Raw genomic sequence first — 21,418 nt, forward strand, 5'->3', positions numbered from 1 at the left:
ATCACCTCAGCTTCAGCGTCGTCAGCGAAAACAGCGCAAATACCAGCGCCGCGATCCAGAATCGCACGATGATTTTCGATTCGCTCCAGCCCATCAGCTCGAAATGATGGTGCAGAGGCGCCATGCGGAAGATGCGCTTGCCGCGCAGCCGGAACGAAGCCACTTGAAGAATCACCGAAACCGCCTCGAGCACAAAAATTCCGCCGATGAAGAGCAGCAAAATTTCCTGCTTGATGATTACAGCCGTGACGCCAATCACGCCGCCGAGCGCCAGCGAACCTACGTCGCCCATGAACATCTCCGCCGGATGCGCGTTGTACCACAGGAAGCCAAGCGACGCGCCGACCACCGAACCGCAGAAAATCGTCAGTTCGCCTACCTGCGGGATTTTCTGAATCTCGAGATATTCCGCGAAGCGTGCGTGGCTGCTCAGGTACGTCAGAATCGTCAGCGCACTTGCCGCGACAACCACGCAGCCGATCGCCAGCCCGTCAAGGCCGTCCGTCAAATTCACCGCGTTCGACGAACCTACGATCACGAAAATGAGAAAAATGACGAATGGCACGAAAGCCAGCGGCCAGATATAGGAATGGACGAGCAAAGAGCGCACAACAAGGTCCGGATGCAGTTCCTTCAAAAACGGCACGCTGAGCTCAGTGGAATACGCGCCGCGCTGCTGCAATGAAAGCAGAACGGCTCCGACCCCGATGCACGTCAGCACCTGATAGAAAAATTTCGTTTTTCCGGTCAGCCCAAGATTGCGCTTGCGAACGACCTTGTTGTAATCGTCAATGAAACCAATCGTGGCAAAGGCCAGCGTGGCGCCCATCGCGAGCAGTGCATAGGGGCTGTGCAGGTCAGCCCAAAGCAGCGTGGGAATAATAATCGCGGCGACAATCAGAACTCCGCCCATCGTCGGCGTGCCGGCCTTCGACTGATGCCGCTCGGGTCCCTCTGCGCGAATGTACTGACCGATCTGTAGCTGGCGCAGATGGCGGATGGTCCACGGGCCGAAAACGAGAGTCAAGAACAGCGCCGTCAAGCTCGCGAGCGCCGTGCGCACGGTAATGTAACGGAACACGTTCAGCGGGCTGAAGTGCGGGCGAAGCACGGTGACGAAGATGTAGTAAAGCATCTCAGTCGCGCCTCGCGTTTGTGGCTGATGTTTCTTCGCGCGCAGATTCCGCCAGCGGGAATTTTTCGCGCAGAGCCACGGCGACCACTTCCATATGCACGCCGCGCGAACCTTTGATGAGCAGCAGATCGCCTGGCGCGACAAAGCTCAAAAGGAATTTCGCAGCTTCTTCCGCGGATGCGAAGAATTTTGCCTGGGCTGCAGGATGTCCGGCGGCGGTGGCGCCACGAACAATCTGCTCGGCATCGCCTGCGACGCCGAAAATCCAGTCGAGGCTTTCCCGTTGCGCAGCATGCTCGCCGGCAGCGCGGTGCAAATCGGGCGAAGCCGGGCCCAGTTCGCGCATTTCGCCGGCGACTAGAATTTTTCGGCGATAGCCCGGCGTGGTGCTCAGCACGTCAATCATGCGCTCCAACGCGACGGGATTCGAGTTATAGCAGTCGTTGATCACCAGGAAGCCGGAGGCAAATTTCAAAAATTCGCCGCGCATCGAAGCAGGCCGCAGCGCTGGCAGCACTTCTTTCGCGTCCGCGATGCTGACTCCCCATTCGCTCGCCGCAGCCAACGCCGCAAGCGCATTCAAAACATTATGCCGGCCGGCGAGAGGCAACCGCAGCCGCCCCAATTCCTCCGGGCTTTCGTAATCGAATGCCGAGCCTTCGACGCCGAGGTCTTCGATATTTTCCGCGCGAAACTCTGCCGATTCCGAAAAGCCATAGCGCAGCACGCGTCCGCGAAATCCTTCGGCGAATCGTGAAACGCGCGGGTCGTCGGCATTGAGCACAGCCACAGGCTCCGCGCCGCCGAGACCTTCGATGAGCTCGCGCTTCGCGAGCGCGATTTCGTCCACGGAAGAAAAAAATTCCAGATGCACGGGCGCGACGTTCGTCACCACGCCAACTTCCGGCTGGGCGATTTCTGCCAGCCGCGCCAACTCGCCACGATGCGACATGCCGAGCTCAACGACAGCGGCATCGTGCTCATCCCCCAATCGGAAAAGCGTGAGCGGCAAGCCGTATTCGTTGTTGAGATTCCCTTCCGATTTCAAAACGCGCCACCGCGCGGCCAGAAGTGCCGCAAGAATTTCTTTGGTTGTCGTCTTGCCCGCGGAGCCGGTAATCGCAGCCATGCGCCGCCCCGGTTTCGCCGCGCGCCAGGCGTCGCAGTATCGCCGGGCCAATTCCTGCAATGCGCGCAGTGTGTCATCGACAGTGAGGAGCCTGGCGCGAATTTCTTCGGAGAATTCGCCCAGCCGGTTGCGCGCCACAACGCCGGCAATAGCTCCCTGGGCCAGCGCCGCAGCCACGAAACTGTGTCCGTCGTGACGCGGTCCGCGTATGGCGACAAACAATTCTCCAGGCTTGACAGTGCGGGAATCAATCGACACGCCGGCCAGCCGGGCCACGGAATCGGCGCCGGAGGGCGCTGCGACACCAAGAGCGTCCGCCACTTCTGCCAACGTCCACCGCATCGTTTCTCCACAGGGCTGGGCGTCACTCTTCCAAGCCACTCTGAAATTGAACCGCTACTTCCAAACTCATCGTGTACCCAAGCAAACCGCGCGCCAAATCACGCTGATTGCGTGTGCTGGTAACACTAGCCTTTGCCCTTTGCCTGGCTGTACCCGCGCTCGCGCAATTTCCGACGCGCCACTTCGCGATCGTCAAAATCGATCGGGCCATCCTTCAGCACTTGATATGTCTCGTGCCCTTTGCCCGCGAGCAAGACGATATCTCCGGCGCGCGCTTCGTCGAGCGCCAATTCGATGGCGCGTTCGCGGTCCGGCTCGATGCGATATTTTCCGCCGGCTTTCTGCAACCCGACGGCGACATCGTTGACGATACGCAGCGGATCTTCGCTCCGAGGATTGTCGCTCGTCAGCACGGTCACATCGCTCAGCGTTCCCGAGGCTTCCCCCATCAGCGGACGCTTGGTGCGATCGCGGTCGCCTCCTGCGCCGAAAACGGTGATGATGCGTCCTCCGGCGGCGAGCTCACGCGCGGTCAAAATCAAATTGCGCAGTGCGTCGTCCGTGTGTGCGTAATCGACAATGACGAGGAACGGCTGCCCTTCGGCGATACGCTCGAAACGGCCAGGAACACTTTCTAGTTCGTGAATGCCGCGCTCAATCGCCGGACTCATCACGTCGAGCGCAATACCTGCGCCGATTGCGGCGAGAATGTTGTAGACGTTGATTTTGCCGACAAGCTTGGATTGCACTTCGATTTTGCCCACGGGCGTCTGCGCCGTGAATTCCAGGCCGGAAAATGCGAGCGCGTATTTCTTTGTCGTGATTTGCGCGCCGTTTTTCAACCCATAGGTGAATGTTCGCCCGGCCAACCCCTCAAGCGGATGGCCGTAAGGATCATCCGTGTTGAGAACGGCGACATCAGCGCGTCCCGCGCCCGTTCCCGCAAAAAGGCGGCGCTTGGCCGCGAAATATTCTTCGAAGCTCTTGTGATAATCCAAATGATCGCGCGTCAGATTCGTGAAGACGCCCGCCGCAAAGTGGCATCCCCACAATCGGTCCATTGCCAGAGCATGCGAACTCGTCTCCATCACAATGGCTGAACCGCCGGCGTCGCGCACCTCGGCAAACGTTTGCTGCACGTCGAGCGATTCCGGCGTCGTATTGATCGCTTCGCGGCTGCCGCGCGGCGTGCGGTAACCAATCGTGCCGATGAGGCCGGTCTTTTTCCCGGAGGCGCGCAGGATCGAATCAATCAGATACGTGGTCGTGGTCTTGCCATTCGTGCCCGTCACGCCCACAAGTTGCAGCTCCTTTGCCGGATGGCCGTAGAAATTCGCACCGGCTGTCGCCAGCACGCGGCGCTGCGCGCCGGGCAAAATTTGCACCCAGGGAATATTTTTCGCGACGCCTGCGACGCGAACGCTTTCGCTGGCAATGGCCACGGCGCGGCACTTGAGCGCATCGGGAATGTATTTGTTGCCGTCCTCTTTTTCGCCGCGCAGGGCAAAAAAAAGCGCTCCAGGCGTCACCTTCCGGCTGTCGTACGCCAGCGAACGAATTTCGACACCCGGCGCGTCATCTGCCCGCGCGATTTCCGCACCAGAAAGCAATTCCGCTAGCTTCATCCCCGATTCAGCCCCAGTCGCAAGTTCGATGATTGCCCCATCCGTTCTTGGCCCCAAAATTCGCTCCATTCCTCGTGTCTGGCTCGGAGCGGCAATAAACTTCTCAGTTGCCGCGTCCGGGAGAATTCGCTGTTGCGTCACCGTTGCGTCCGAAATGCACGGTCACCTTCGCGCCCGGCAAGACTTTCGTCCCCGCGTCCGGACTTTGATCCACTGCAATCCCATCGCCAACCAGAACTGGCATGAGCCCGATCTTGGAACACATCTCGATGACGCTGCGGACATCTTTGCCCGTCAGGCGTGGAATCGTGATCGTCTGCCCTTCGGCAATCGCGACGGTCGAAGATTCCGGCACGCTGACGGCTTCCTCAACGGGCTCTTGCGCTGCCTCGCGCGGTTTTTTCGGCGTAAAGTCGAGGTTCATCGAGGAGCCGCGCTCCGCCTCGCGCAATGACGCTTTTTCCAGCGCCGGCGGCTCCGCCATGTCGTGCGGCACGTTCAAGTACGCGAGCACCTGTTCGGCGATTTCCTTGAAGATCGGCCCCGCTGTCGGTCCGCCTTCGTGTCCGCCAGATGGCGAATCGAGGTTCACAAGAATCGTTGCCACCGGATTATTCACCGGCGCATAGCCGATGAAAGAGGCGTTGTACTCCGTCCGCGAATACCGCCCTGTCGCCGGATCGATTTTCTGCGCGGTTCCCGTTTTTCCCGCGGCCGTATAGCCCAGCGGCTGCGCAAAACCCTTGCCCGTCCCCCCTAGAATCACCTGCTCCATCATCGCGCGCAAAGTCGCTGCGGTTCTTTCGCTGATTATGCGCCGGGGATCGGGGTCGCCTTCCATGATGGTCTGGTCGCCGCGATAGACTCGCTGCACGATCTGCGGCCGGCGAAGAATGCCGCCATTGGCGATGGCCGATTCCGCAGACACCATCTGAATCGGCGTAACGCTGATTTCCTGGCCGATGGCGATGTAGCCGACCGATGTCGTGGTCCACTCGTTCAGCGGACGGAGCAAGCCGTGGTTTTCTCCGGGGAGATTGATTCCGGTGAGCTGACCAAAGCCAAAGCTCCGAATGTATTGATAATACTTCGGCGCGCCGAGCCGCATGGCGATTTTAATCGAGCCGACGTCGCTCGAATTCATCAGCACCTGTTCGACGCTCAGCAAGCCATACGGCTTGTGATCGTGAATCGTCGTTCCCGCGATCACGATCGAGCCCATCTGGCAATCCACCAATTCCGTCGGCTGCACGACGCCCTCTTGAATCGCGGCCGAAAATAAAATCGTTTTGAAAATCGAGCCAGGCTCATACGCATCGGAAACCACGCGATCGACGCGGTCCGCCGCGGGATAGGAACCGGCATCGTTGGGATCAAACGTCGGCCAGCTCGCCGCCGCCAAAATTTGCCCGGTGTTCGGATCCTGAATGACCACAGACCCGCCCTTGGCATGCGTTCGCGCGATCCCTTCGGCCAGCGCTTTTTCGGCGATAAATTGAATCGTTTGGTCAAACGTCAGGATGACGTTATCGCCCTTGTCCGGCGGCGCTTCGCTATTGTCGAACCATCGCTGGCGCGCATCGGCCAAGACGAGCATGCGGCTCGGTCTTCCGCGAATTTCCTTGTCGAGCGAATACTCGATTCCGCCAAGGCCGTGCTCGTCCACGTCCACATAGCCCAGCAAAGATGCCGCCAGCGTTCGCTCGGGATAAAAGCGCTTGTTTTCTTTCTGAAAATATATCCCGCGAAGATTCAGCGCTTCGATTCGCGCCGTTTGCTCCGGCGGAATTTTCCGCGCAATCCAGACGAACGAGCGGGATTCCGCCAGCTTTTCCTGAATCTCCGACGCCGGCGTCCCCAGAATGTGCGAGAGCAGGTGTGCAACCATGTCTGGATCGGAGATTTCCGCCGGATCCGCGAAGCACGAATCCACCGGAATGCTCATGGCCAGCTCGCGGCCGTTGCGGTCGTAGAGCGCGCCGCGCATCGGACTGATCTCGATGATGCGCTCCTGCTGGCGATTGGCGCGCTCGAGATATTCGCGATAACGGAATAATTGAAGGTAGCTGACGCGGGCGAGAATCGCCGCCATCCAGACCACACCGATGCCGAAAACTATGAGTAAGCGGAGACGGGAACTGCTTTGTGCCATGGGCTCCGGCCTGATTCTTGAGAGCTGTTCATCCCGCAACGCGGCTATCCGCTACCCTAGCCAATTCCGCGCGGGTTGCTCGAAGCCTCGAATAACAGCGCAAGGCGCTGCCGCCGCAGCTCACGGTTGCGCGGACTGCGAAGGCACGCGCGCTTGCGCGAAATAGCCGTCGCGCGTGGCGTCGGCCGGAACGTACTGCGCCGGGACGGAAACGGTCATGCCCAGTTGCTGCCGGGCAATCGTATCGATGCGCATCGGCGACGTCAGCAACGCGGCCTGCAGATGAAGCTGCTGATTCAGCTCCACGGCCTGTGCGTGGCGCGCCTGCAAATCTTCGAGTTGATAGCGCAACTGAATGTCCTGGAAGTGCTGCCAGGTATAGAGCAGAGCGCACGACGCCAGCACCGCGCCCCACGTCATTCGCTTTGCGTATTCCCGCCAGCGGCGCGGCGCCGCCTGCCGCGACAGGCGTGAATTGTCGATGCGCTTGGAAGTATAGAATTCCGTCATGATGCTCGCCTCTCGTCTTCATCCAGCGGGGCCTCTTGCTTTTCGATTACTCGCAGCTTCGCGCTCCGCGCCCTGGGATTTTTTCTGATTTCGGCTTCGTCCGGCTGGATGACCTTCTTCGTCAGAATCGCATAACCGCCGGCCCGCGCGAGCTCTTGAAAGCCGCGCTTGACCATGCGGTCTTCGAGCGAGTGGTAACTCAATATCGCCCATCTCGCTCCGGGAGCTAATGTGGCAGGGGTCCTAGAAAGAAACTGCCCGAGTTCCTCCAACTCTCGATTCACCGCTATCCGCAGCGCCAGAAACGTTTTTGTCGCGGGATGCAGTCTCTGCCTTCCCCTTGCTTTTCGGGCCCCTGCCACAACCGTTGCCAGGTGTTCCGTGTCGCGGATCGGCCGCGCTCTCAAAATGGCCCTGGCGATCTTGCGTGAGTCGTGCTCTTCCCCGAAGCGATAGAGCACGTTGGCCAGATCCTCTTCCGGCCAATGGTTCACAATTTCGTCGGCTACCAGCGGATGCTCCGGATTCATGCGCATATCCAGCGGCCCGCCCCAGCGGAAAGAAAAGCCGCGCTCCGGAGTATCCAGCTCCAGACTTGAAACGCCCAGATCGGCGACAACGCCATCGAGCGCAGGCAGCCGCAAGTCCCGCGCGACTTCGCCGATCTTCGAAAAATCCGTTTGCACCAGAATCACCCGCTGCCCAAATTCCCGGAGCCGTTCCCGCGCAATTTCGATGGCCTGCGGGTCGCGATCCAAGCCCACTAGCCGCCCCGACGTCAGCCCTCTTACAATCGCCAATGCGTGTCCGCCCGTCCCAAGCGTCGCATCGACGTAAGTCCCCTCCGGCTTGATCCGCAGCCACCTCACGATGGCCTCGGTCATCACCGGCGTGTGCAGCACACTCAAAACCTAGATGCCCAGCTCGTCCAGCACCTTGGCGTCTTCGGCCGTGATCGGGTTGTTCTTCATCTGCTCCTGGTAACGGGCATGGTTCCAAACTTCCAGATACGTTAATTGTCCGCTCACGCTGACTTCGCCCTTCATCTGCGCCGATTCCCGGAGCACTGGCGGGATCAATACGCGATCCTGCCCGTCAAGCTCGACCACTTGTCCATAGTAGTTTGTTCGCGCCAGAAATTTTTGCTTGGTCGGATTGTGCGACGAAAGTTTCGCCAGCTTCTTTTCGATCTCGTTCCACACTTTCATGGGATAGATGCGCGCGTAGTCGCCGTTCTCGCTGGTCACGTAGAACTGCTTGCCGTAGCGGCGCAGTTCGCCGAGAAAATCGGCGGGCACCTTCACCCGTCCCTTCTCGTCGACTGTCGCTAGATGGCTTCCCCGCAGCATTCCAGACCTTGTTGAGCGCGACCGCTGTGAGCTCCGTCCCCATTCCGCTCCAACCACTTCCTACCACTTTCTCCCACTCAGTGCGCACATTGTAGTCACGCGCCTTTCCTTGTCAAGCGGAATCGCGCGGTAAAACAAAAATAGTTTCGCCGCGGCGCCAAAAATTTCGACGGATGGCGCTCGGCAAAAGCACTACATATAGTGTGCAGTCCGAAGAGCGGTCCCAAGTCCTAGACGCGCTCTTCCTTGCAAACGCAGAAATGTGTTCTAACGATTAATGAAATGAGCCAGAGGGGATAGGCTGGCGCACAAATGGAATGACTATTGCCCTGCCCCCGGTCCGGGCCCGGGTCCCAGCCGCAGATTGCTGACTTTTCGCAGCAGATCCTGCTCGTTGGCATCCAGCCCGCGCATGAATTGCGGGTCCTGCAAGGCCTGCTCGCGTTGTTGCGGCGTCATCCCGCGCAGCACGCGAAGCCGTCCGCTCAGAAGCTCCTTGCGGCCGGGCGGCAGATTTTTCCAGCGCGGCGCCAAATCACTCACCACTTCCTGGCGCTCTTCGGGTGAGAGGCGGTTGAAGATTTGCGCCCGGTTGCGCATCGCATCCTGCTGTTGCGGCGTCAACTGATTCCAGGCCTGCATCCGGTGCCGGATTCGCTCCTGCTGCTGCGGTGGCAGGCTCTGGAATTTCGCATTATTACGCATGAAACGCTCTTGCTCTTCCGGCGACATTTGCCGCAGCCTCTCATCCCATTTCGTGGGCAATCCGAGCGCGCCACGGACGCCGGGTTTGTTTTCCTGCTTCTGAATCTGCTTCTGCTGTTTCTGCGCCTTTTGTTGTTGCTGATGCATCGCGCGGCGCTGTGCCATCACGCGCGGCCGCGGATTCTGAGCGCGAGGCGCGGCAAATCGCCTTTGCGCGGGCAAAGCCAGAGCCAGCGACGCGGCGATGCAGAACATCGCAAAAGCTGCCCCGAATTGGAACAATCTACGCATCTATGCCCGCTTCAATTTCAGCTTGCTCCGTTGCTCGAACCTGGATCGTTATCTTGCTTCGGCTGCTCGGGCTCGCTCGTCTGCTGAAGAGTCGGCAGATCCGAAAGCGCATCGAAATTGCTGATGACGTCGTAATTTTCCAGCACGCCCAGATCCTTGATCATCCGGAATTGTTCTTCGCTATTCGCGGCATTCGAAGGATTTGTGACTGGCATCGGCCGCCTGGAAATCCAAATGGACAATGCCACGAGCAAAACCATCGCTGCGGCAAACCTCGGCGATGGCGATAGCCATGCCCATAGTCTCGGCCGCGGCTCCGCAGCGATTTTTTCTCTCAACCGCGCATCAAATCCCAGCGATGGCTCGACCGCAGGCACTTCCGCCATCACATTCCACAGCCGCCGGAATTCCTCCGTACGCTCGCGGCACGCGGTGCACATCTTCAAATGCGCCTCTACGGCGGTGCGCTCCTGCGCGCTGGCGCGGTCATCCAGATAAGCAACCAATGCATTCGAAATTTTTTCGCAACTCATATCTACTTTCCCTCCCCGGCTGGCTGGGTCGCCGGCCTTGCCACAAGCAATGCCAATTGTATTCGCAAGGTTTCGTAAGCCCGGAAAAGCAGCGACTTCAAAGCGCTTTCCGAGCATCCCAAAACTTTTCCAATCTCTGCGTAATCCATATCGTGATACTTATGCAGCACAACAGCCACTCGTTGCTTTTCCGGCAGTGAAAGAATCGCGCCACGGATCATTTGGTTGCGCTCGCGCTCGATGAGCTTGTCGTCGGCGCGTATCTCCTTCGCCGCCACTTCCATCGGCGCATCATCTTCGTCGGCCGCAGCGTCAATCGAGATCGTCATCTGCCGGTACCGCCCGTCGCGAATCGCGTTCAATGCCAGATTCGTCGCAATACGGAAAAGCCATGTGGTGAATTTCGCGCTCGGTGAATATTCCTTGCGCGCGCGATAGACGCGGAGGAAAACTTCTTGCGCAAGGTCTTCCGCCGCGGCCTGATCTTTCACCATGCGGCAGAGGAAATTGACCAGCGGCGTCCGATACTTGTGCAACAACAGCTCGAAGGACATTTCGTCCCCGGCTTTAACGTCCAGCATCAGTTGGACGTCGGACCTGGCCATAGCCTCCACATTCTATCTAACACCAGCTATGCCATAAAGTTGCAGGACGGCGCCCGTGCTCAGAGAGGCAGCCATGCCTCGCCAAACGCACCGTAAAAGATTTAAAACAAGCAACTTACGGCAATGGCTTCACGCGCGGAAGAGGAACTCAAGCCCCAGCATCACCGCCACTCCTAGGAATACCAGTAGCGCCCATCGCGGCCCCGGTTCGTGATTCACCTCCGGCATCAAATCCGACGCGGCCACATAAAGCGCCACGCCCGCGGAAAGCGGCAGCGCGATTCCCTCATGCGACCGCCACAGCAACATCAGCCCAACTCCCACGATCGTCGCCGCGCCCAAAACCGCCGACGAAAGAAACGCCGCGCGCTTCCCTTGCCCGCTCGCCATCATCACCGACGCGACCGTGAATCCCTCCGGCAGCTTGTGCAGAAAAATCGCGAAAAAAATCAGAATGCCCAGCGACCGCGAAACAAGCAATCCCGAAGAAATCGCCACGCCGTCGAAAAACGTGTGAATCGCCAGCCCCAGCACGGCCGTGTACCCAACGTGTGAAGCGGCCATTTTTTCGACGTGCGTTTCTTCGCCGAAATGAAAATGCGGCGCGAGCGTGTGCTCGAAAAAATGCACGAGCAGATATCCCGCGAGAACCAGCAGCAGAACTTCGCCCCACTCCGTCGAAACGCCCACCGCTCGCGGCGCAATCGAAAAAGGCTGCACCGACGCCAGCCGCAGCGATTCGGGAATCATATCGAGCAGCGCGACCGCCAGCATGAATCCAGCGCCGAGCGCGATGAAATATTTCAAGTACTCGCGCGACCATTCGCGGTGAATGATGAAAAATCCGCCGGCAAGGTCCGCGAGTCCGGCCAAAATTCCGAGGCCGAGCGCCAGCGCAATCCCGCCTGCCGTTGCGGCAAGCGGCGCGTCAGCCGGAATGGCGGAAAAGGATAACGTCGCCGTCCTCCACCACGTAATCTTTTCCTTCGAGCCGCACCTGCGCTTTTTCTTTCGCCGCTGCCCAGCTTCCCGCAGCGACCAAATGCTCCCAGCGCACAACTTCCGCCTTGATAAAATGCTGTTCGATGTCGCTATGAATCGCGCCGGCGGCTTTCGCCGCGCTTGTCCCGCGCGGAATCGTCCACGCGCGGCATTCTGGCTCGCCAGCGGTGAGAAACGAAATCAAGCCCAGCAACTCATACGTCGCGCGCAAAATCCTGTCGCGCCCCGGCTCGGCCAATCCGTAGGCGCTCATCAGTTCTTTTTGTTCAGCTTCATTCAAATCCACCAGTTCAGATTCCACTTTGCCGCAGAACGGAACCACCGCCGTCCGCGCCTTCCCCGCGAGCTTCGAAAGATTATGCCGCGCGACTGCTGCCTGCATGTCGCCAGCTTCTTCGTCTCCGAGGTTCAACGCAAACAGCATCGGTTTGCGCGATACGAACATAAATCCGTTCATCAACTTCTGCTCGTCGGGCTTGAAGTCCAATTCGCGCAGCGGCGTTTCCGCTTCGAGTGCTTTCACGCAGCGCTCCAGCACGCTTTTTTCCGCTTCCGCCTGGGGGTCGCGTTTTTTCTTCAAATCCTTTTCGACGCGCTCGAGCCGCTTGCTGGCCTGCTCGAGATCGTTCAGCATCAGCTCGATTTCGACGCTTTCGATATCGCGCACCGCGTCGAGCGAGCCCGCCGGATGCGGCATCGAGGCATTTTCGAACAGCCGCACGACGTTCATCAGCGCATCGGCCTCGCGCAACGGCACCAGCGACGCCGAATCTTTCGCGCGATCCTTTTGCAATCCGCCGATGTCGACGTATTCCACCGTCGCATACGTGATTTTCTTCGGCTTGAAAAGCTCCGCGAGCCGAATCAGCCGCGGGTCCGGGACGCGCGCGATTCCCACGTGCGTCTGGCCCGGCTGCGCCTTCGTCTCCACGTGCGCGCCGGTCAAAATGCGGAACAAACTCGTCTTTCCCGTCTCCGGCAGCCCAATGATCCCTGTCTGCATAGGCGAACGAGAATAGCATAGTCGCCGCCGTTGCCTGGCGCTTCGAAGCGAGCGTCTGAAAACGGACAGAAGTCGAAAAATAATGGCGAAAAAACTCGATTAGAAATGCCTCCGATGCTTTGTTTTGTTTGAGTTGCATCGTGTTCTAATTTCCCATAGAAACTCGATTAGATTTCTGAAAGCGCATAAAAAGCGAAAAGGCCACGTCGCCGTGGCCTTGCACCCTTTCTAACAAATTTCTCGCAGCCTAGACCATCCAGACTGCTATACGCTGTGTACCATAGAGTTAACCGATTGTCAAGCGGAAAACCTCGCGCGGGTGGTCCATCCTTCGCCGTCTTCGCAAAAGGCGCGCGAAAAATTCTCGACCGTTGCGCGATCGTTCGCGTTCAGTAGGTCAGCGACCAGCCCACCACCGTGACCGACAGCACGGCCACGAGCGCGCCCAGGCTGACGAGGCTCAGTACTTTCCCATTCCCCAGCAGTGAATCGCGCGTGTGACGGTTTCCGCAGAGCGATATCAGAACGACCACGGCAGCCGCCCACGCCAGCGTTGGTGGCAGGCCCGGGTATCTGCCGATCAGCGACAGCAACTGGTCCGGCGCCTGCCCTGCGGGCACCCACCACGGAATGAGCGGAGTCGCCGCCGCCGCGAACACAAACATCAGCAGCTTTCGTGTCATCCAGCGCTTGATTTTCGGGCGAGTCCCTCTGAGCTTGGCGCGCCGCCAAATGAAGTAATCCCACGCGAGCAACCCGCCGATGATCGGAATCCATCCGTAGATGGCCGCTTTGTGGTCCACCCACAGCCACGCGTGGAAGATCCTCCGGGCATGGCGCGCGGACTCGAGCTTCGGCAGCACGAACCACCCCACCGCGGAATTGCACGCCACTGCGGCGAAGAGCGTCACCAAGCTCATCAGCTGGAACCACTGGCGCGTGGGCGCCTTCCCGCAGCTTGCGCACACCCGGTGCTTAGGCTCGAATTCCTGCCCGCAGTGGTCGCAGAACAGGTCTCTTACCAGCGCCGGTGCGATGGAAGCCATTGCCGCAAGGGTAGTTCACGGGGTGCTTGAAAACTACTGTACAGGCGAGCAGATTTAGCACAGGTGGAGGCAAGTCGTGCAGCGACGAGCGGATACGGCAACTCAAACAAAATGCAATACCTTAGTGGCGACTTTCAGCCCATAATTCTACGCCACAGCGGGAAGGCCTCACCGGCATCCCACAACAGCGGCGAAGGATGGGCCACCCGCAGCGTCGAACTACAAAGAGGCAACAGCGGGTCCCTCACCGCCGTTCGTGAAGAGCGCGACCGAGTTCCCTTCGTTCCTGAGGACACGCGGGATGACAAGGTTAGGCGCTGCGTTGCGGCGCTGGTCGGAACTGATCACTCGCCGCTGGCCACTCGCCAATCGTCGCTGCCGCGGCGAGCGCAAATTTGCGCTATGATTCCAAGCCTCCAACCAAGACGATGGCAATGACGACCAGGAAAATGGCATGACGACGACACTACCGATACCTGCAACGACGCCAGAGACGGCCACGCCGGCGGCCGCGCGGCCGACAGCATACCCGTGGCCATTCGATCACCGACAAGCCATCGCGCATCTTTCGAAAGCTGACCGGCGGCTGGCGCGCGTCATCGAGAAGAGCGTCGAATTCGAGCTGCGTATCGAAGAGGCGCAGAGCCCTTACGAAGCGCTACTCCGCGCCATCACGTATCAGAGCATCTCCGGCAAAGCCGCCGCGACGATTTTCGCGCGCGTCAAATCTCTAGGCTCAGGAGCGCCCGGCGCGAATGGCCGCTGCCCCACGCCGGAGGAAATCCTGCGCGTGCGCAAGCTGGCGCTGCGCAAGGCGGGACTTTCCGGCGCGAAGATCGCCGCGGTGAAAGATCTGGCGCAGAAAACCATCGAAGGCGTGGTGCCCACGCTCGAAGACGCGAAAAAATTGTCCGATCAGGAACTCGTCGAGCGACTGGTTTCCGTGCGCGGCATCGGCGCGTGGACCGTGGAAATGTTTTTGATTTTTCGCCTCGGCCGGCCCGACGTGCTGCCCATTCACGATTACGGCGTGCAAAAAGGATTTGCGCTCACCTACGGGAAAAAAGAAATTCCCAAACCGCGCGAACTCGCTGAATTCGGCGAACGCTGGCGTCCCTTTCGCACCGTGGCTTCGTGGTACATGTGGCGAGCGGTCGACCTGGCGGGAAAAAAAGCGCGAGAGATCAAGAAAGCGCCGGCGAAAACTCCGCGCAAGCCCGGCAAGCGCGCGTCTAGCCGCGCACCTGCGACATCTTCTGCTCGGCGTAAGCGAGGTAGTCGGCGTAGGGCCCCTTGAAATCTTCGATGTGGCCGTTGCCTTCGCAATGCCAGATGCGCGTGGCCACTTCGTCGATCACGTCGTAATCGTGCGTGACCATCAGCACGGTGCCGTCGTAGCGCTGCAGCGCGATATTCAGCGCGTTGATGGATTCGAGGTCGAGGTGGTTGGTCGGCTCGTCGAGGACGAGAAAATTCGGCTTCTGCAGCATCAGGCGGCAGAAAATCAGCCGCGCGGATTCGCCGCCGGAAAGCGTTTGCGTCATTTTCAGCGCGTCGTCGCCGCTGAAAAGCATTTGCCCGAGCAGGCCGCGCAATTCCGTCTGCGTCGCCGCAGGATTGAATTGATGCAGCCATTCGATGACGGTCATGCCCTTGACGATCGAATCGCTGTGGTCTTGCGCAAAATAACCGGCGGCGACTTCGTAGCCCCACGTGACATTGCCGTAGTCGATCGCGAAATGACGATCGGAATCCTCGATGAATCCCGGGGCGTTGCGAAGCAAAGATTTCAGTAATGTCGTTTTGCCCGCGCCATTGCGGCCGACGAGCGCGATGCGCTCGCCGCGCGCAACGCTCGCACCGAAATTCTGGATTACTTTTCGCTCGCCATAGGTTTTTCGGATGGCCTTGAATTCCAGCGGATGGCGGCCCGATGGTTTGTTCATGTCGAAGCGAATATAGGGACGCGCAATATTCGATTTGGCGAGTTCGGATACTTGCAGGCGCTCGACTTCTTTTTTGCGCGACATCACTTGCGAGGAACGCGTTCCGGCGGCGAATCGCGCGATGAATTCGTTCAGCTGTGCGATTTTCTTTTCGCGCACCGCGTTTTCGGCTTCGATGCGCGCGCGAATTTGCGTCTTGGCGAGAACCATGTCGTCGTACGCGCCGGTGTACATGATGATCGTTTCGTAGTCGATATCGGCGGTATGCGTGCAGACGCTATTGAGGAAGTGACGGTCGTGCGAGATGACAATGACCACGCCATCGTAGTTGCAGAGATATTCCTGCAGCCAATGAACGGAATCGAGGTCCAAATGGTTCGTGGGCTCATCGAGCAATAGCGCGCGCGGATTGCCGAAGAGCGCCTGCGCGAGCAACACGCGGACCTTTTGCCCGCCTTGCAGCTCGCCCATTTTGCGTTCGTGCAGCGATGCTTCTACGTCCAGGCCGTCGAGCAGAATTGCAGCATCGGCTTCGGCTGTGTAGCCGCCCTCTTCGCCGATAATTCCTTCGAGCTCGCCGAGACGCATGCCGTCATCGTGGGTCATTTCCTCATGCGGTTTCGCATAGAGCGCATCGCGTTCCTGGAGCGCATTCCAGAGCGCCGCGTTGCCCATGATGACCGTATCGATGACGCGAAATTCGTCGAACGCAAATTGATCCTGACGCAAGACGCCGAGTTTTTTCGGCCGCGAAACGGAGCCTGCGGTCGGCTCGATTTCGCCCGTGAGAATTTTCATGAACGTGGATTTGCCAGCGCCGTTCGGGCCTGTGACGGCGTAACGGCGGCCCGCGCTGAAGGTGCAACTGACTTCGTCGAAAAGAATTCGCTCGCCGAAGCGCATCGAAATGCTGTTTACAAAAATCATCGCAATTCAATTCTACCGTGTTCTTGCGAAGCGCGCATATCCGGCAGCGAAACCGGAAATGGCAGGATTTCGCAGATCTCCCTGAGGATTTATTTGATGATTGGAGACTCCATCGACATCGCGCCGCTGGCGCCTGCGGACGGCAGACGAGGAGCCTTCTGAGCGACGGCGAAAATCAGCGCGATGATTCCCAATATCAGCACGCCGGTTTCGAGACGCACCGAAAGTACATGCAAATGATCGAACTGCTGACGCAAAGGATTTGTCGCGGGCGTGTTCATGTACGAGCCCATCTGCGTGCGGAGATGATCCATCGTGGGCATGATCCACACTTGCGAAACGAGCGTTACAAGCAGCATCAACTCGACGAGTATCGAAGCGGGTTGCACGAGGCCGCGCCAGGAGCGCGCCGCGACCAGCGACACGATCAGGAAGACGATCGCTGCAACAATCCCGAAAATGTGCAGGCCCCACAAAAGGATCCCAACGATGTTTCCGGCTTCATCCGGGCTTTTCAGCTGCGAAAACAGCACGCCGGCGACGAATCCGAAGAAGATCATGCCGCCGAGCCAGGTGCCTAGTGTGAAAACCTTAAGGAAACGCCAGATCGTGGTCATCGTCAATTTTCGATAAAATGGCAGTTCGGCTCGTCATCATACGCCCAAGGCGACGCGAGCCGCGAAGAATCTTGGGATCGAAATGGTGGGCGATCAAGGACTTGAACCTTGGACCTCTCCCGTGTGAGGGGAACGCTCTAACCAACTGAGCTAATCGCCCGGCGGGATAATTATCGCACAGAAGCGCGGGAAAAATGCAATCCATGGTCACGACCACAAACTCACAAATCAGCCAGCTCCGGCAGACGATCGCGCGGGTCATCAAAGGCAAAGAGGAAGTCATCCAACTGGCGCTCATTGCGCTCCTCGCGCGCGGACATCTGCTCATCGAAGATGTTCCTGGCACGGGCAAGACCACGCTGGCGCACACACTGGCGCGCGCGTTTCACTGCTCTTTCCAACGCGTCCAGTTCACTTCGGATATGCTGCCGAGCGACGTCATCGGGATCAGCGTTTTCAATCCGGCGCGCGAAGAATTCGAATTCAAGCCGGGACCGCTCTTCGCGAATTTCGTTTTGGCCGACGAAATCAACCGCACGACGCCGAAAACGCAATCGGCGCTGCTGGAAGCGATGAACGAAGCGCAAGTGACCGTGGACAATCACACGCATCCTCTGCCGCAGCCGTTTCTCGTCATCGCGACGCAGAATCCGATCGAGCATCATGGCACATATCCGCTGCCGGAATCGCAGCTCGATCGCTTCCTGATGCGCATTCGGATGGGCTATCCTGATCGCGAGAGCGAAAAGGAGATTTTGCGCAACGGAGGCGGCGCGGCTTCCCTGGAGGATATACATGCGGTCATGGATGCCGCGGAAGTCTGCGCCATGCAGGAAGCTGTCAACCGCGTTCGCGTGGACGACAGCTTGCTGGACTACGCTCTGGAAATTGTCGAGCGCACGCGGCGCTCTGAACAGCTGAGCCTGGGCGTCAGCCCGCGCGGCGCCATCCTGCTGCATCGCGCGGCGCAGGCGCGCGCATTTCTGGAAGGCCGCGATTATTGCCTCCCAGATGACTTCAAGAAGCTTATCCTGCCTGTTTTCGCGCATCGCGTTGTGGTCAGCTCGCGCTATACATCGACACGCAAAAAATCCGAACAGACGGAAGCGATTCTCTCCGAGATTCTCGAAACCACACGCGTTCCACTCTGATGGCTGCTTCACGAATCCTGACCTGGTGGCGCGAGCGCGATAAGCCCGGCTGGCGCAACTTCGGCATCGCGATCAGCACGCTGACGCTGGCGCTTTTTCTTGCGCTTTATTCCGCGGCGATGGCCGAAAGCGGGCATAGCGTTTTCGCGGGACTGTCGGCTGTGCTGGCGCTGGCGCTGGCGGCGTGGGTGGGCATCGCGATCGTGCCAAAGATGGCGCGGCGCACGGGGCTGCGCTGGCTTCTCTATCAAGTCGATTATCGGCTGACGCGCGAGGGGATCATTTATCTGGCTGCGGTGTTTGTCATTGCCCTTGCTGCTGTGAACACCGGCAATAATCTGCTTTTCATGATTCTTTCGTGTCTGCTTGCCGGGATTTTGATTTCGGGAATTCTTTCGCGCATTGTGCTGACCGGCCTGGAACTGGATATCGATTTGCCAGAGCACGTTTTCGCCGAGCAGCCGATCCTTGCCACGGTGAGCGTGGCGAACGAAAAGGCCATGATGCCTTCGCTTTCGCTGCGCGTCGTTGGCACGGGCAATGACGCACAGGCCGGCATCTTGAAGCGCCCGGTTTATTTTCCCTATATTCCTCACGAAAAATTTGCATCGCAAAAAGTAGAACTGCTTTTTCCACAGCGCGGCATCTACCGGCAAAGCTCTTTCGGCATTCGCACGAAATTTCCTTTCGGTTTTCTGGAGAAGACGCGGCGCGTGGACTCGCCGATGGAGCTGGTGGTTTACCCGCGCGTCGAGCCAACCGACGAGTTTTACGAAATTCTTCCGCTGCTGAGCGGTGAAATCGAGAGCCTGCACCGCGGGCGTGGCAACGATCTTTATTCGATTCGCGATTACACGACGACGGACAGTGTGCGCTTCGTGGATTGGAAAGCATCGGCGAAATCCGGCGCGCTGAAAGTGCGTGAATTCGCGCGTGAAGATGAGCGCCGGCTGGTGCTTGCGCTGGATAATTGCGTCAGCGCTGCGGCGGCTACGCCACCGAAAAACAGCGAACAGCGGGGAGAATTATCGCCAGTGGAAAATTCACACTTCGAGCGCGCCGTCTCGCTCGCCGCATGCATCGCGTGGCATTTCCACGAAGCGCGCGCGGTCATGCAGTTCCGCACGCCGGAGATGGCCACGTCCATGACGTCGGCGGGCGAGATCATCTATCAAGTGCTGCGCACACTCGCGTACGTCAAGCCGAATACGAGCGGCTCCGGCGCAGCCTTTCTCGAATCGCTCGCGGCGGAAACAGACAGATTCAAGATCGTCATCACCAGCCAGCCGCAAGGGTCGATACCGACGGCACTGTGGTCGTCGTCGTATTTTATTTTTGTGGATTCGTTGTGACTGACACCAAACGCGACTTCAATTAATTTTCTTCTTTTGCTGTGGGACTGAGAAAAGAAGAACCCTCCTCGTCGCGATTCAATGCCTGACGACTCTTCAAAATCACACCGATTGCATTTTGCCGAGATTTAGTGCTCGGCAAGGAGTTTTTTCCAGCGCGTCCAGGCGTCGTCGCGGGCTTTCGCGTTCGCGGGTGTTGCGTCGGGCGCTTCGCCGGCGCGCATGAAGCCGTGGCCTGCGCCATCGTAGGTGACAGGCTCGTACGTTTTTCCGGCTGCCTTCATATCGGAGGTCGCACCAGGAATCGTCGCGCCGATGCGCGCATCGTTGCCAGCATAAAAGCCGTAAACGGGCGAGGTAATGCGAGCCATGGCGTCCGGCGCGGGCGGAGGACCATAAAAAACGAACGCCGCGGCGAGGTCGGAGCGATTCGTCGCGAAACGAAAACTTTGGCCGCCGCCCCAGCAAAATCCGGCGACGAAAAGCTTGCCGTTCGACGAAGGAATCTTCAGCGCGTAGTCGGCGGCAGCGTTGAGGTCAGCGGTGATTTGATCCGGATTCAGATGGCTGACCGCTTCAATCGCCTGGCTCTGCGTGAAAGATGTGCTGCGGCCGCCATTTGGGCCCATGCCAGAAAGCAAATCGGGCGCGACAGCGATGTAGCCTGCGGCGGCGACTTGATCGGCGAGATCCTGCACCCAGTCGGTCATGCCAAAAATTTCGTGGATAATGAGCACGACGGGAGCTTTTGCGGCGGATTGCGGATAAGCGACGAACGTCTCGACGGCGCGGTCGCCATGCTTGACCGTGACCCATTCACGATGGCGCGGCGATTTTTCGAGCTTGGCTTGCGCCCAGTCCTGCGCGACGGCGAGCGGAGCGAATAAGAAAACTACGGCAAGAATCATGGACAGGCGTTTCATTGGCGTCCCCCGAATGGTTTCGTCACTTAATTCCCACAACCATCGAATCCGGCCCGACGAGATGCTCGACGCGGGTCTCGCGGAACCCGGCTTCCTTCATCCAAGCGCAACAGTCCGCGCCAGTGTAGTCGAAGCCGCCGGGCGTCTCGACGAGCATGTTCAAGCTCATCAGCAAACCGAAGGCATTTTTGCAGCGGTCGTCGTCAATGATGCAGTCATACACGATCAGTGCGCCGCCCGACGGAAGCACATCGCAGGCTTTCCGAATCAGCGTTCTCTTTTCCTGCAAATTCCAGTCGTGCAGGATATGGCCCATCATCAGCACATCAGCCTTGGGCAACGCATGCTCAAAGAAACTCCCGGCTTGAAAGGCGACGCGCTGCTTCAACCCTTGCGCAGCTACATATTCCTCGAATACCGGCTTCACTTCGGGGAGATCGAAGCCCACGCCGGAGATGTGCGGGTTTGCAAGCGCGACCTGAACGATTAGGTCGCCTTGCGCCGTGCCGATGTCCGCGGCCGTTTTGTAATTCTGCCAAGGAAATTTTCGGGCGATCGCTCGATTGGCGCCTGAACTGATGCCGGTCATGGCCTTCAAAAATCCCTTGAGCCTTTCCGGATCCGCATAAAGCGCGACAAACAGACTGGCCCCTCCGCCTTTCGCTTCGTTCTGCTGCTCGCCAGTTCGCAGAGCGGTAGTCAAGCCGCTCCAAAATGGATACAGTCGGAGACTCGCCATCTCCAAGATTCCGCCGACATACGAGGGCTTCCTGCGATCCAAGAAAAAATCCGCAGAAGGCGTGTTGCTGTAGACGCCGTTTTTTCTCTCGAGAAATCCAAGCGCCACGAGAGCATCGAGAAAATCACGTGCCGCACGCGGGTGCAGGGCTAACTTCTTCGTGAGCGAATCCAGATTCAGATGCTCTTGCGCAAGGTCGGTGAACAGTCCCAGTTCTACGGCGCTCAAGAGCGCCTTGGACGCCCAAAATCCCAATCCAACTTGCATGATGTGATCCGGGTTCAGTTCTGTCACTGATCCATGTGTCGCCATGAGGCCTCCCCCTTATGAAGGGTG

20 protein-coding genes and 1 tRNA gene are annotated in these 21,418 nt (G+C 58.8%); 3 read left to right on the top strand and 18 right to left on the bottom strand.

Annotated elements, in window-relative coordinates; translation table 11 throughout:
- Position 1: 1 nt before the first annotated feature.
- From mraY to VGR81_07705, 13 genes are all read right to left on the bottom strand, one after another.
- Positions 2 to 1,135, bottom strand: coding sequence for a phospho-N-acetylmuramoyl-pentapeptide-transferase (mraY, locus tag VGR81_07645; GenBank protein ID HEV2288809.1), 1,134 nt, complete (start codon positions 1,133 to 1,135; stop codon positions 2 to 4).
- Between the two features lies 1 nt (position 1,136).
- Positions 1,137 to 2,606 carry a UDP-N-acetylmuramoyl-tripeptide--D-alanyl-D-alanine ligase gene (gene murF / locus VGR81_07650; GenBank protein HEV2288810.1) on the bottom strand — a complete coding sequence of 490 codons (1,470 nt, stop codon included), beginning with the start codon at positions 2,604 to 2,606 and terminating at the stop codon, positions 1,137 to 1,139.
- Between the two features lie 125 nt (positions 2,607 to 2,731).
- On the bottom strand, positions 2,732 to 4,300 hold the full coding sequence (locus VGR81_07655; GenBank protein ID HEV2288811.1) for a UDP-N-acetylmuramoyl-L-alanyl-D-glutamate--2,6-diaminopimelate ligase: 1,569 nt from the start codon (positions 4,298 to 4,300) through the stop codon (positions 2,732 to 2,734).
- A gap of 34 nt (positions 4,301 to 4,334) precedes the next feature.
- Positions 4,335 to 6,383 carry a penicillin-binding protein gene (locus tag VGR81_07660; GenBank protein HEV2288812.1) on the bottom strand — a complete coding sequence of 683 codons (2,049 nt, stop codon included), beginning with the start codon at positions 6,381 to 6,383 and terminating at the stop codon, positions 4,335 to 4,337.
- Between the two features lie 120 nt (positions 6,384 to 6,503).
- Positions 6,504 to 6,893, bottom strand: coding sequence for a hypothetical protein (locus VGR81_07665; GenBank protein HEV2288813.1), 390 nt, complete (start codon positions 6,891 to 6,893; stop codon positions 6,504 to 6,506).
- Positions 6,890 to 7,795: a 16S rRNA (cytosine(1402)-N(4))-methyltransferase RsmH gene (gene rsmH, locus VGR81_07670; protein ID HEV2288814.1), complete on the bottom strand. Its 906-nt coding sequence runs from the start codon at positions 7,793 to 7,795 to the stop codon at positions 6,890 to 6,892. The genes VGR81_07665 and rsmH overlap by 4 nt, the downstream gene beginning before the upstream one ends.
- Positions 7,796 to 7,804: 9 nt before the next feature.
- Positions 7,805 to 8,242 (bottom strand): hypothetical protein, encoded by a 438-nt coding sequence (locus VGR81_07675; GenBank protein HEV2288815.1) that lies wholly within the window; start codon positions 8,240 to 8,242, stop codon positions 7,805 to 7,807.
- A 321-nt stretch (positions 8,243 to 8,563) separates the two neighbouring features.
- The gene (locus tag VGR81_07680) at positions 8,564 to 9,238 is read right to left on the bottom strand and encodes a DUF3106 domain-containing protein (protein HEV2288816.1); all 675 of its coding nucleotides are present in this window, start codon (positions 9,236 to 9,238) and stop codon (positions 8,564 to 8,566) included.
- 17 nt (positions 9,239 to 9,255) lie between these two features.
- Positions 9,256 to 9,771 (bottom strand): zf-HC2 domain-containing protein, encoded by a 516-nt coding sequence (locus tag VGR81_07685; GenBank protein HEV2288817.1) that lies wholly within the window; start codon positions 9,769 to 9,771, stop codon positions 9,256 to 9,258.
- Between the two features lie 2 nt (positions 9,772 to 9,773).
- Positions 9,774 to 10,376 carry an RNA polymerase sigma factor gene (locus VGR81_07690; GenBank protein HEV2288818.1) on the bottom strand — a complete coding sequence of 201 codons (603 nt, stop codon included), beginning with the start codon at positions 10,374 to 10,376 and terminating at the stop codon, positions 9,774 to 9,776.
- A gap of 129 nt (positions 10,377 to 10,505) precedes the next feature.
- Entirely contained in the window at positions 10,506 to 11,249 is a 744-nt protein-coding gene (locus VGR81_07695) for a ZIP family metal transporter (protein ID HEV2288819.1), read from the bottom strand.
- Between the two features lie 55 nt (positions 11,250 to 11,304).
- Positions 11,305 to 12,381 (bottom strand): redox-regulated ATPase YchF, encoded by a 1,077-nt coding sequence (gene ychF / locus VGR81_07700; protein HEV2288820.1) that lies wholly within the window; start codon positions 12,379 to 12,381, stop codon positions 11,305 to 11,307.
- 389 nt (positions 12,382 to 12,770) lie between these two features.
- The gene (locus VGR81_07705) at positions 12,771 to 13,301 is read right to left on the bottom strand and encodes a hypothetical protein (protein HEV2288821.1); all 531 of its coding nucleotides are present in this window, start codon (positions 13,299 to 13,301) and stop codon (positions 12,771 to 12,773) included.
- A 580-nt stretch (positions 13,302 to 13,881) separates the two neighbouring features.
- Between VGR81_07705 and VGR81_07710 the strand changes: the two genes are divergently transcribed.
- Positions 13,882 to 14,724, top strand: coding sequence for a DNA-3-methyladenine glycosylase (locus VGR81_07710; protein HEV2288822.1), 843 nt, complete (start codon positions 13,882 to 13,884; stop codon positions 14,722 to 14,724).
- On the opposite strand, the gene VGR81_07715 is transcribed toward VGR81_07710, so the two are convergent.
- The 3 genes from VGR81_07715 to VGR81_07725 form a co-directional block, all read right to left on the bottom strand.
- Positions 14,660 to 16,300, bottom strand: a complete 1,641-nt coding sequence (locus VGR81_07715) for an ATP-binding cassette domain-containing protein (protein HEV2288823.1) — start codon at positions 16,298 to 16,300, stop codon at positions 14,660 to 14,662. The two genes, VGR81_07710 and VGR81_07715, sit on opposite strands and share 65 nt — an antisense overlap.
- Before the next feature lie 89 nt (positions 16,301 to 16,389).
- Positions 16,390 to 16,917 carry a DUF4149 domain-containing protein gene (locus VGR81_07720; protein ID HEV2288824.1) on the bottom strand — a complete coding sequence of 176 codons (528 nt, stop codon included), beginning with the start codon at positions 16,915 to 16,917 and terminating at the stop codon, positions 16,390 to 16,392.
- An 83-nt stretch (positions 16,918 to 17,000) separates the two neighbouring features.
- A tRNA-Val gene (locus VGR81_07725) sits at positions 17,001 to 17,077 on the bottom strand.
- 43 nt (positions 17,078 to 17,120) lie between these two features.
- On the opposite strand from VGR81_07725, the gene VGR81_07730 reads away from it, so the two are divergent.
- Entirely contained in the window at positions 17,121 to 18,068 is a 948-nt protein-coding gene (locus VGR81_07730) for a MoxR family ATPase (GenBank protein ID HEV2288825.1), read from the top strand.
- On the top strand, positions 18,068 to 19,420 hold the full coding sequence (locus VGR81_07735; GenBank protein ID HEV2288826.1) for a DUF58 domain-containing protein: 1,353 nt from the start codon (positions 18,068 to 18,070) through the stop codon (positions 19,418 to 19,420). The genes VGR81_07730 and VGR81_07735 overlap by 1 nt, the downstream gene beginning before the upstream one ends.
- Before the next feature lie 128 nt (positions 19,421 to 19,548).
- On the opposite strand, the gene VGR81_07740 is transcribed toward VGR81_07735, so the two are convergent.
- The gene (locus VGR81_07740) at positions 19,549 to 20,343 is read right to left on the bottom strand and encodes a dienelactone hydrolase family protein (GenBank protein ID HEV2288827.1); all 795 of its coding nucleotides are present in this window, start codon (positions 20,341 to 20,343) and stop codon (positions 19,549 to 19,551) included.
- Positions 20,344 to 20,365: 22 nt separating this feature from the next.
- The gene (locus VGR81_07745) at positions 20,366 to 21,394 is read right to left on the bottom strand and encodes a methyltransferase (GenBank protein ID HEV2288828.1); all 1,029 of its coding nucleotides are present in this window, start codon (positions 21,392 to 21,394) and stop codon (positions 20,366 to 20,368) included.
- Between the last annotated feature and the right edge of the window lie 24 nt (positions 21,395 to 21,418).

Source organism: Candidatus Acidiferrales bacterium (assembly GCA_035934015.1).
Lineage (GTDB): Bacteria > Acidobacteriota > Terriglobia > Acidiferrales > UBA7541 > DAHUXN01.

Bases quoted from the DNA above. Each gene is read 5' to 3' on its own strand.
- mraY (HEV2288809.1), bottom strand. From the start codon at position 1,135: ATGCTTTACTACATCTTCGTCACCGTGCTTCGCCCGCACTTCAGCCCG.
- murF (HEV2288810.1), bottom strand. From the start codon at position 2,606: ATGCGGTGGACGTTGGCAGAAGTGGCGGACGCTCTTGGTGTCGCAGCG.
- VGR81_07655 (HEV2288811.1), bottom strand. From the start codon at position 4,300: ATGGAGCGAATTTTGGGGCCAAGAACGGATGGGGCAATCATCGAACTT.
- VGR81_07660 (HEV2288812.1), bottom strand. From the start codon at position 6,383: ATGGCACAAAGCAGTTCCCGTCTCCGCTTACTCATAGTTTTCGGCATC.
- VGR81_07665 (HEV2288813.1), bottom strand. From the start codon at position 6,893: ATGACGGAATTCTATACTTCCAAGCGCATCGACAATTCACGCCTGTCG.
- VGR81_07675 (HEV2288815.1), bottom strand. From the start codon at position 8,242: ATGCTGCGGGGAAGCCATCTAGCGACAGTCGACGAGAAGGGACGGGTG.
- VGR81_07680 (HEV2288816.1), bottom strand. From the start codon at position 9,238: ATGCGTAGATTGTTCCAATTCGGGGCAGCTTTTGCGATGTTCTGCATC.
- VGR81_07685 (HEV2288817.1), bottom strand. From the start codon at position 9,771: ATGAGTTGCGAAAAAATTTCGAATGCATTGGTTGCTTATCTGGATGAC.
- VGR81_07690 (HEV2288818.1), bottom strand. From the start codon at position 10,376: ATGGCCAGGTCCGACGTCCAACTGATGCTGGACGTTAAAGCCGGGGAC.
- ychF (HEV2288820.1), bottom strand. From the start codon at position 12,381: ATGCAGACAGGGATCATTGGGCTGCCGGAGACGGGAAAGACGAGTTTG.
- VGR81_07705 (HEV2288821.1), bottom strand. From the start codon at position 13,301: ATGAGCTTGGTGACGCTCTTCGCCGCAGTGGCGTGCAATTCCGCGGTG.
- VGR81_07710 (HEV2288822.1), top strand. From the start codon at position 13,882: ATGACGACGACACTACCGATACCTGCAACGACGCCAGAGACGGCCACG.
- VGR81_07715 (HEV2288823.1), bottom strand. From the start codon at position 16,300: ATGATTTTTGTAAACAGCATTTCGATGCGCTTCGGCGAGCGAATTCTT.
- VGR81_07720 (HEV2288824.1), bottom strand. From the start codon at position 16,917: ATGACCACGATCTGGCGTTTCCTTAAGGTTTTCACACTAGGCACCTGG.
- VGR81_07730 (HEV2288825.1), top strand. From the start codon at position 17,121: ATGGTCACGACCACAAACTCACAAATCAGCCAGCTCCGGCAGACGATC.
- VGR81_07735 (HEV2288826.1), top strand. From the start codon at position 18,068: ATGGCTGCTTCACGAATCCTGACCTGGTGGCGCGAGCGCGATAAGCCC.
- VGR81_07740 (HEV2288827.1), bottom strand. From the start codon at position 20,343: ATGAAACGCCTGTCCATGATTCTTGCCGTAGTTTTCTTATTCGCTCCG.
- VGR81_07745 (HEV2288828.1), bottom strand. From the start codon at position 21,394: ATGGCGACACATGGATCAGTGACAGAACTGAACCCGGATCACATCATG.